Annotated in this window: 7 protein-coding genes; 4 read left to right on the forward strand and 3 right to left on the reverse strand. The window is 74.6% G+C overall.

The genetic code is table 11. The features are described from left to right. The first annotated feature begins 40 nt into the window (after positions 1-40). The 3 genes from snpA to ACIQOV_RS14375 all read left to right on the forward strand — a co-directional run bounded on the left by snpA (position 41) and on the right by ACIQOV_RS14375 (position 3,789). Complete coding sequence (gene snpA, locus ACIQOV_RS14365; RefSeq protein ID WP_359901799.1) at positions 41-664, forward strand: snapalysin; 624 nt, start codon at positions 41-43, stop codon at positions 662-664. A 207-nt stretch (positions 665-871) separates the two neighbouring features. Then, positions 872-1,531, forward strand: coding sequence for a pentapeptide repeat-containing protein (locus tag ACIQOV_RS14370; protein WP_401048512.1), 660 nt, complete (start codon positions 872-874; stop codon positions 1,529-1,531). A gap of 179 nt (positions 1,532-1,710) precedes the next feature. Beyond that, positions 1,711-3,789, forward strand: coding sequence for a phosphocholine-specific phospholipase C (locus tag ACIQOV_RS14375; RefSeq protein WP_401048514.1), 2,079 nt, complete (start codon positions 1,711-1,713; stop codon positions 3,787-3,789). Positions 3,790-3,876: 87 nt separating this feature from the next. Here the strand turns inward: ACIQOV_RS14375 and ACIQOV_RS14380 are convergent, their stop codons facing one another. Beyond that, positions 3,877-4,416, reverse strand: a complete 540-nt coding sequence (locus tag ACIQOV_RS14380) for a carboxymuconolactone decarboxylase family protein (RefSeq protein WP_359901790.1) — start codon at positions 4,414-4,416, stop codon at positions 3,877-3,879. Positions 4,417-4,535: 119 nt separating this feature from the next. Next, positions 4,536-5,342 (reverse strand): phosphoribosyl-dephospho-CoA transferase MdcG domain-containing protein, encoded by an 807-nt coding sequence (locus ACIQOV_RS14385; RefSeq protein WP_401048516.1) that lies wholly within the window; start codon positions 5,340-5,342, stop codon positions 4,536-4,538. Between the two features lie 188 nt (positions 5,343-5,530). On the opposite strand from ACIQOV_RS14385, the gene ACIQOV_RS14390 reads away from it, so the two are divergent. Then, complete coding sequence (locus tag ACIQOV_RS14390; RefSeq protein WP_359901784.1) at positions 5,531-5,743, forward strand: hypothetical protein; 213 nt, start codon at positions 5,531-5,533, stop codon at positions 5,741-5,743. Positions 5,744-5,752: 9 nt separating this feature from the next. Here the strand turns inward: ACIQOV_RS14390 and ACIQOV_RS14395 are convergent. Beyond that, on the reverse strand, positions 5,753-8,827 hold a 3,075-nt coding region (locus tag ACIQOV_RS14395; protein ID WP_401048518.1), incomplete at its 5' end, for a S41 family peptidase.

The raw sequence follows: 8,827 nt of genomic DNA on the forward strand, positions 1-8,827 counted from the left end.
CCCCAACCGGCCACGTCACCTCAGGAATCGGAGCCCCCACATGAAGCGATCCGTGCTGTCCGCCACCCTCGGCCTCGCCCTCGCGGCCGGCCTCGCCGTCCTGCCCACCACGGCCGCCGCCGCGGCCCCGGCCGCCCCGGCCGTGCAGGGCTACACCGCCTCGACGTACGCCGGCTCGGCCGCGGAGGCCGCGAACAACCAGGCCTTCTTCCAGGCCGTGATGGCCTCCGCCAAGGCCAAGCAGGCCGCCAACCCGGGCCTGGCGACCGTCACCGTCACCTACGACGCCAGCTCCGCCCCGTCCTTCCGCAACCAGATATCCCAGGCCGCGCAGATCTGGAACGGTTCGGTCGCCAACGTCCAGTTGCGGTCCGGCTCGGCCGCCGACTTCCGCTACTACGAGGGCAACGACAGCCGCGGCTCCTACGCCAGCACCGACGGCCACGGGCGCGGCTACGTCTTCCTCGACTACCAGCAGAACCAGCAGTACAGCTCGGTGCGCGTGGTGGCGCACGAGACCGGGCACGTGCTCGGCCTGCCGGACCACTACTCCGGTCCGTGCAGCGAGCTGATGTCGGGCGGCGGCCCCGGCACCTCCTGCACCAACCCGTACCCGAACAGCGCCGAGCGCACCCGCGTCAACTCGCTCTGGGTGCGCGGCTGACCCGAGCGGTGAACGCCCCGGACCGGCCGCGCCGAGGCGGCCGGTCCGGGGCACCGCCGTGTCGGGGAGGCGTCGGGCGCTGCTGCCGGGCGACGCCGGGTGCCGGGTGTCGTCGCTGTCGGGCGTTGTCGCTGCCGGGCGTTGTCGGTGCCGCGTGCGAGCATGCGGGCGAGACCCCTCCGCCCCCGACCGTCAGGAGTCACCGCCATGTCCCGTGCCGTCCCCGACCGGCTCGCCGACCTCCCGTACGCCGAGCTGCTGCGCCCGCACACCGGGCCGCTGCGCAGCGACGAGCGGTACGACACCGCGCACTTCGACGGGGGCGAGCACACCGACGAGTCGGGTGCCGGGGCGGCCTTCCTGGAGTGCGCCTTCACCGGTGTCGCGCTCAGCGGGGTCAAGCTGCGCCAGGCCCGGTTCAACGAGGTGTGGGTGCAGGCCGGCCGCTGGGTCGCCTGCGACCTGAGCGACTCCGAGTGGCAGGACAGCTCCTTCGCGGGCGGGGTGCTCGCCGGGGTCGCCGGGTACGGCGCGGCGCTGCGCCGGGTGGTGTTCCGGGGCTGCAAGCTGGAGGCGGTCAACCTGCGCTCGGCGGTCCTGCGGGACGTCGTGTTCGAGGACTGCCTGCTGCGCGACGTGGACTTCGGCGGGGCGAAGCTGACCGGGGTGTCCTTCCCCGGCTCGACCCTGGAGGAGGTCCGGTTGCGCGGCGCGACGCTGAGCCGGACGGACCTGCGCGGAGCCGTCCGGCTCGGCCTGGCCGACGGCCACCAGGGGCTGCGCGGCGCGGTCATCAGCTCCCTCCAACTGATGGAGCTGGCACCGCAGTTCGCTCACGCGCTGGGGATCGAGGTCAAGGACCGCTGAGCACCCGGCCCCCTTCGCCCGTTCAGCCGGGCGTCGCTCGGTGACGCCCCGACGAACAGTCCGCCAATCCTGTCGCACGCATCTGGTGGGCCGCTTCGCGCGCGGTGGAGACTGCTGCGCGATCGAGTGAGCTCCGACTTGTGTGCACAACATCGCCAGCGAAGGGACGGGCCGGGCTGATGGCCGAGTTGAGTCGTAGGAAGTTCGTCACGCTGTCCGGTGCCGCCGCGGCGGGCCTCGCGGTGGCCGGCACCGGTGCCGCCGCGGGGGCCGCCCCGGGCGGCACGGCCGCGACCGCCGCCACCACCGCGCTCGGCACGACCGGCACCATCACCGACGCCCAGCACGTGGTGATCCTGATGCAGGAGAACCGCAGCTTCGACCACTACTTCGGCACGCTGCGCGGCGTGCGCGGCTTCGCCGACCGCAGCGCGATCCAGATATCCGGCGGCTACAGCGTCTTCAACCAGCCCAACGGCCTGTTCGGCCGCCAGTACCCGTGGCAGTTCAGCCAGACCAAGCCGGCCGGCGGTGCCGACCCCGAGCGCCTCGCCCAGTGCAACGGGGACCTCAGCCACGGCTGGTCCGACCAGCACAAGGCCTGGAACGGCGGAAAGCTGGACTCCTGGGTCGCCGCCAAGGGCAACGTCCGCACGCTCGGCTTCCTGACCCGCCAGGACATCCCGTTCCACTACGCGCTGGCCGAGAACTGGACCATCTGCGACGCCTACCACTGCTCCGTGCTGAGCGCGACCGGCCCCAACCGCACCTACCACTGGTCCGGACAGATCGACCCGTCCGGCGCCGCGGGCGGCCCGGCCTACGACGGCGGCGACGAGAAGGGCCTGCGCTGGCAGACCTACGCCGAGGCGCTGGAGACGGCGGGCGTCAGCTGGAAGGTCTACCAGAACGCCGCCGACAACTACGGCGACAACGCCCTGGCGTACTTCACCAACTTCACCGGCGCCCCGGCCGGCAGCCCGCTGGCGGTCAAGGGCATGGGCTCGGTGCCCAAGGTCACCGGGAGGACCCCGGACGACATCGCCGCCGCGATCAAGGCCGATGTGCTGGCCGGCACCCTCCCGCAGGTCTCCTGGATCGTCGCCGACCAGGCCTCCTCCGAGCACCCGTACGCCACCCCGGCCGACGGCGCGCACTTCGTCCACATGGTGATAGACGCGCTCAACGCGGACCCGAACGTCTTCAACTCCACCGTGCTGTTCCTCAACTACGACGAGAACGACGGCTTCTTCGACCACGTCCCGCCGCCGGCCGCCCCGGCCGGCACTCCGGGCGAGTTCTACAACGGCACCAACATCGGCCTCGGCTTCCGCGTCCCGCTGATCGCCGTCTCGCCCTGGACCCGCGGCGGCTGGGTCAACTCCGAGACCTTCGACCACACCTCGGTGCTGCGCTTCCTGGAGGTCTGGACGGCCGCCCTCGGCAAGCCCGCCGCCTGTCCCAGCATCAGCGACTGGCGCCGCCGCGTCTGCGGCGACCTGACCAGCGTGTTCGACTTCGCCCACCCGGTGTACGGCCTGCCCGCGCTGCCCGACACCTCGCAGACCATCGGCCTGTCCGCCTGCGGCCCGCTGCCCAACCCGGCCCCGGTGAACAACCAGCTGCCGGTGCAGGAGTCCGGTACCCGGCCCGCGCGCGCCCTGCCGTACCAGCCGAACGCCAACCTGGACCACTGGGACGCCGACGCCGGCGGCGTCATGCACGTCTGGGTGAAGATGACCAACGACGGCGCCGCCCGGGCCTCCCACTTCGCCGCCTACGCCAACGCCTACCGCAGCGGCGGCCCCTGGCAGTACACCGTCGACTCCGGCAGCCCCGTCACCGACTTCTTCAACTGCGGCACCAACGGCTTCGGCAACGGCAAGTACGACCTGACCGTCGTCGGCCCGAACCGCTTCCTGCGCCGCTTCACCGGCGACCTCACCAAGGCGGGCAGGAACGCGGCCGTCACCGCCTCGTACGCGGTCGAGCCGGGGGCGGGGAAGCTCGCGCTCCGGTTCGAGCTGGCCAACTCCGGCAGCACGGCGGTGACCTTCACCATCGCCTCGAACAACTACCGGACGGACGGCCCCTGGACGTACCAGGTCCCGGCCGGCGGCAGCGTCAGCGACTTCTTCAACGCGGTCGCGTACAACAACGGCTGGTACGACTTCACCGTCACGGTGGACGCCGACAGCAGCTGGTCCCAGCGCTTCACCGGCCACCTGGAGACGGGTGCGGCGAGCGTCACCGGCTGACGGCCGAACGCACCGGGCGCGGCGCGCGAACGCCGCCGGGCGGCGTCGTCCGAGGACGGCGCCGCCCGGCGGTCCGGTCCCCGCTGCTCAGTTCCCGCGGGCGTAGCCGGAGTCGACGATCCGCTTCGCGCCCTCGGCGTAGTAGCCCGGGTCCTCGGGAAGGTCGGTGGCCAGGCCGTCGACGTACCGGTTGTACATGCAGAACGCGGCGGCGATCAGCACGGTGTCGTGGATCTCGGTGTCACCGGCGCCGGCCGCGCGGGCGGCGGCCACCGCCTCCTTCGAAACCGGCGCGGCCTGCTTCTGCACCTCCGCCGCGATCCGCAGCAGGGCCCGCATCCGCTCCGTGAGCGGCGCGGCCGAGGGATCGGTCAGGGCCGCCTTCACCAGGTCCTCGCCGCCGTCCAACTGCGCCGCGGCGAAGGCACTGTGGGAGCCCTCGCAGAAGCGGGTGCCGTTGAGCCGGGAGACGTAGGCGGCGACCAGCTCGCGCTCGCCCCGGCTCATCGGGGCCGGGTCCCGCAGCAGCGCGTTGGCGAGCATCCCCAGCGGGGCCGCGGTGTCCGGGCGCAGCGCCAGCAGCCCGCTGATTCCCGGCTGTCCGTTGTCGATGGTGATGTGCGGCACGGGGCAACTCCCTTGTCCGGGACGGTCGGAGGACGCTCCATCGTCCCGGGTGCCGCGCCCTCGCGCCAACTCCGAGATTGCCCCGGCCCCGGCGGGAGCCGCCCGACCGGTCCGGCCGCTCAGACGAACGGGCCCCGGGGGAACCACGGGTCACGGACCTCGCGGGGGCCGTCCGGGGTGAGCAGGGTGAGGCTGTGGGCGCCGGAGGCGTACTCGGCCAGCTGGACCGAGCCGTGCCGGGTCTCCAGCTCGGCCTGCACGGGGGCCGGCAGCTTGGTCAGCGCCCGCCGCAGCTGCAGGGCGTCGCGCCGGCTGATCGGCTGCGGGCAGCGCAGCACCAGCCGCAGCGGGCTGAGCGGTCCGCTCACCGGCACCCCGCTGCCCAGCTCGTAGCCGACCGCGCCGATCGGGCCCCAGGGCAGCCGGTGGTCCGCCACCAGCCGGCCGACCTCCGGCAGCAGGGCCAGCGCCGGGATGCCGGCCAGCCGTTCGGGGGCCAGCCGTTCGCGCCGTTCGACCAGCTGCTCGGGCCGCAGCGTCCGGGCCACCGCCGCCCAGGGGGCCAGCGCGTCCATCCGCTGTCCGGGGCGCGGGCCGCGCACGGTGACCGGGAACCACAGTTCGGGCGCCGCCTCCGGGTCCCGGGTGCAGCGCTGCGGGTGCGGGAGGTCCACCGGGTTGCCGACCACGGCGGGTGCCCGGCCGACCGTCACCCAGGGGTGCGCCCGCAGCACCGCCCGCGCCCACGGCGGCAGCTCGCCGCCGGCGAGGGGCCGCAGCGAGCTGGGGCACTGCATCAGCAGCAGGTCGTGCGCGCCGGGCAGCCGGCCGTCCAGCGCGGACAGCGGGCCGACCCGCCGGCGCGGTCCGTCGTGCGGGTCCTCGGCGGTGCGCCGGGCGTGGCTTCCGGGATGTGCGACGGTCACAGCGGGCTCCAGAGGGTGGCGTCGATTTCGCCGACGGCCCCAATCTGCGCCCGGCCGAGGGCCCGCGGCTACGGTCCTTGGGCGCGTCCACCAGGGACCAAAGGCTCAAGGTGCGCCCGTGGGCACCCGGTGTGAGAGTGGGGGCAGCCCGGTCTTCCGACCTCCCGTCCACCCCGTTTGGAGGAGTCATGGGCATCTTCGACAGGTTGTTCCACCGGCCGCAGCACGAGTCCACCGGGCAGGAGGCCGCCCAGCGCGCCGCCCTCGCCCACGACGAGGCCGCCGACGCGTACGGCAACGACGTCGAGCGGACCCGGGAGCAGCAGGAACGGCTCGCCCAGGAGGAGGACGACCGGCGCGCCGCCGAGAACATGACCGCCGAGGGCGACCCCTGGGGCTGAGCCCGGGGATCACCCCGCACGCGGCGGCAGCGGCGGTCGCCGCAGGTCCGGCCGGGGCGTGGACTCCGGCGGGGGCGCCGCGGCGGGCGCGTCCTCCAGCAGCTCCAGGGCCAGCTGGACGGCCGCGACCAGCTCCGGATGGCGCCCCCGGGCCCAGTCGCGCGGGGTGCGCAGCACGTGCACGTCGGGCTCGACGCCCCGGTTCTCCACCGACCAGCCCAGCCCGCCGCCGAACCAGGAGGCGTTCTTCGGCACCGAGATCTGGGTGCCGTCGCCGAGGGTGTGGCGCCCGCTCATCCCGACCACCCCGCCCCAGGTGCGGGTGCCGATCACCGGGCCGAGCCCGAGCAGCTTGATCGCCGCGATGATCACGTCGCCGTCCGAGCTGGTGGCCTCGTCGGCCAGTGCCACCAGCGGTCCGCGCGGTGCGTGCCGGGGCCAGCGCACCGGTCGGCGGTCCCGGCTGAAGTCCCAGGCCAGGACGTGCCGGGAGAGTTTCTCCAGCACCAGTTCGGAGACGTTGCCGCCGGCGTTGCCGCGGACGTCCAGGACCAGCGCGGGCTTGTCCAGCTCGCGCCGCAGGTCCCGGTTGAACTGTGCCCAGCCGGAGCCGCCGAGGTCCGGGATGTGCAGGTAGCCGCACCGCCCGTCGCTGAACTCCCGCACCAGGGCGCGTCGTCTGGTCACCCAGTCCTGGTAGCGGATGGGCCGCTCGTCGGTCAGCGGGGTGATCACGATCCGCCGCACCGGGCCGTCCGGGCCGCTGCGCAGGGCCAGTTCGAGCGTGCTGCCGCCGGTGCCGGCCAGCAGCGGCAGCGGTCCGCGCAGCGGGTCCACCGGGCGGCCGCCGATCTCCAGGAACTCGTCGCCGTCCCGGACGCCCTGGGCGGCCAGTGGGGCGCGGGCGCGCGGGTCGGAGGTCTCGCCGGGCAGCACCCGGTCGACCAGCCAGCGGCCGTCGGGGGCGTGGCGGGCGTTGGCGCCGAGCAGGCCGAGCGGCTGCTGGGCGAGCGTGGGGCCCTCGGCGCGCCGGGACGGGGTGACGTAGGCGTGCGAGGTGCCGAGTTCGCCGAGGAGTTCGCGCAGCAGGTCGGCGAAGTCGTCGGGGGAGCAGACCCGGTCCAGCAGCGGCTCGTACTGGGCGACCAGCGCGGGCCAGTCCAGGCCGGACATCCGCTCGTCCCAGAACTGGTCCCGGACGATCCGGGCCGCCTCGTGGTAGGCCTGGCGCCACTCGGCGGCCGGGTGCACGGTGTGGGTGATCCGGCGCAGGTCGACGGTGGTCCCGGCGGAGGGGGCGCCGACCGGGATCACCCGCAGCGTCCCGGCCGAGTAGACCGCGATCGAGCCGCCGTCCCCGGAGACCGCGTAGCCGTCCAGCTTGTCGACCACGGTGCTGCGGGTGCCCCGGGCCAGGTCGAAGTGCTCCAGCGAGGGGCGGCCCGAGGTGTCCTCCGGGCTGGCGAAGGTCTGGCCGAGGGTGCCGGAGATCGGCCAGCGCAGCCAGACCAGGCCGCCGCGCACCGCGTCGGTGGCCGAGTACTTGGAGGCGATCACCGGGAACTGGAGCAGCCGCTCGCCGATGCCGTCCGGGTCGACCCGGACGGTGCCGTCGCCGTCGTGGTGCGGGGCGCCGTCCTCGGCCGGGGCGGAGAACGGCGAGGGGGTGTCGGCGGCGAGCGGGACGAGGTACGGGCGGCAGCCGAGCGGGAAGGAGAGGTCGCCGGTGTGCACGTCGTGGACCGGGTCGAAGCCGCGCCAGGACAGGAAGGCCAGGTAGCGGCCGTCCCGGGTGAACACCGGCTGCTCGTCCTCGAACCGGCCGTCGGTGACGTCGGTGGTCGAGGACGGCGCGTCGGTGCGGGTGAGCCGGATGCGGCGCAGTGAACGCCCGGCGACCGGCTCGGACCAGGCGATCCAGTGCGAGTCGGGGGAGAAGCGGGCGCTGGAGACCGGCCCGTAGCCGGAGGCGGCCAGTTCGCGCACCTCGCCGTCGGCGGCGCGGACCAGCAGCAGTCGTCCGTCCGAGGTGGTGGCGGCGAGCCGGCTGCCGTCGGGGGAGGCGGTGAGCTCCAGGACGCGGCCGATCCGTCCGGCGGCGAGCACCCGGTGGTGGTGCTTCCGCGGCCCGGCGTGGCCCGGAGGTTCGGCGTGGCCGGGCAGCGGCATCACCTCGATCGCGTCGGCGCCCTCGGCGTCGGTGATCCAGGCCGCCTCGCCGGTGTGTCCGAGCACCACCGGCAGCCGGGTGCGCACTCCGGGGGTGTCGGCGAGCGCGCGGGCCGGGCCGTCCTTGTGGGTGAGCCAGTACTGGCTGCCGCGTACGGTGATCACCCCGGCCCGGCCGGTCTGGTCGCAGGCGAGGTCCTTGACCTGGCTCGCGGCGCCGACCTGGTACGGGCGGCGGCCGGCCCGGGCGCCGCCGAGCGGGACGCGCAGCCGGTGCGGGGCGGGGGCGTCCAGGCCGTCCAGCAGCCAGAGGTCGCCGGCGTGCTGGTAGACGATCCGGGTGCCGTCGGTGGCGGCCTCGCGGGCGTAGTAGGAGGCGTGGTCGGTGTGGCGGCGCAGGTCGGTGCCGTCGGGGCGGCAGGAGTAGAGGTTGCCGATGCCCTCGTGGTCGGAGAGGAAGGCGACCCGGCCGGCGACCGGCATGGGGGCGGCGAGGTGCCCGGTGTGCTCGGGCAGGATCCGCTCGCCGTCCACCCAGAGCCGGCCGGTGGCGCCGCCCCGGTAGCGCTTCCAGGCGGCGGGCGCGTGCGGGGCGGCGCCGGTGAGCAGCACGGTCCGTTCGTGGTTCATCTGGGCGTCGCCGACCGGCCCCCAGGGCATCCGGCGACCGGGGGAGCCGTCCGGCGGCAGGGCGTGCGCCCAGGTGTAGTGGCCGAAGGGCTCGTGGTAGGAGGTGACGGCCAGGACCTCGCCGTTCGGCAGCCAGCCGCGCACCCGGGTGTCATGGCTGCCCCAGAAGCTGAGCCGGCTCGCCTGGCCGCCGTCGACCGGGGCGGTCCACACCTCGGGGGTGAGGCCGAGCCAGCTGGTCCAGGCGAGGGTGGTGCCGTCGGGGGAGATGCGGGGGTCGCTGAC

Source organism: Kitasatospora sp. NPDC091257, from assembly GCF_044757675.1.
GTDB lineage: Bacteria > Actinomycetota > Actinomycetes > Streptomycetales > Streptomycetaceae > Kitasatospora > Kitasatospora lactacystinica.

Coding starts and splice junctions, on each gene's coding strand:
- ACIQOV_RS14375 (WP_401048514.1), top strand. CDS start 1,711: ATGGCCGAGTTGAGTCGTAGGAAGTTCGTCACGCTGTCCGGTGCCGCC.
- ACIQOV_RS14370 (WP_401048512.1), top strand. CDS start 872: ATGTCCCGTGCCGTCCCCGACCGGCTCGCCGACCTCCCGTACGCCGAG.
- ACIQOV_RS14390 (WP_359901784.1), top strand. CDS start 5,531: ATGGGCATCTTCGACAGGTTGTTCCACCGGCCGCAGCACGAGTCCACC.
- snpA (WP_359901799.1), top strand. CDS start 41: ATGAAGCGATCCGTGCTGTCCGCCACCCTCGGCCTCGCCCTCGCGGCC.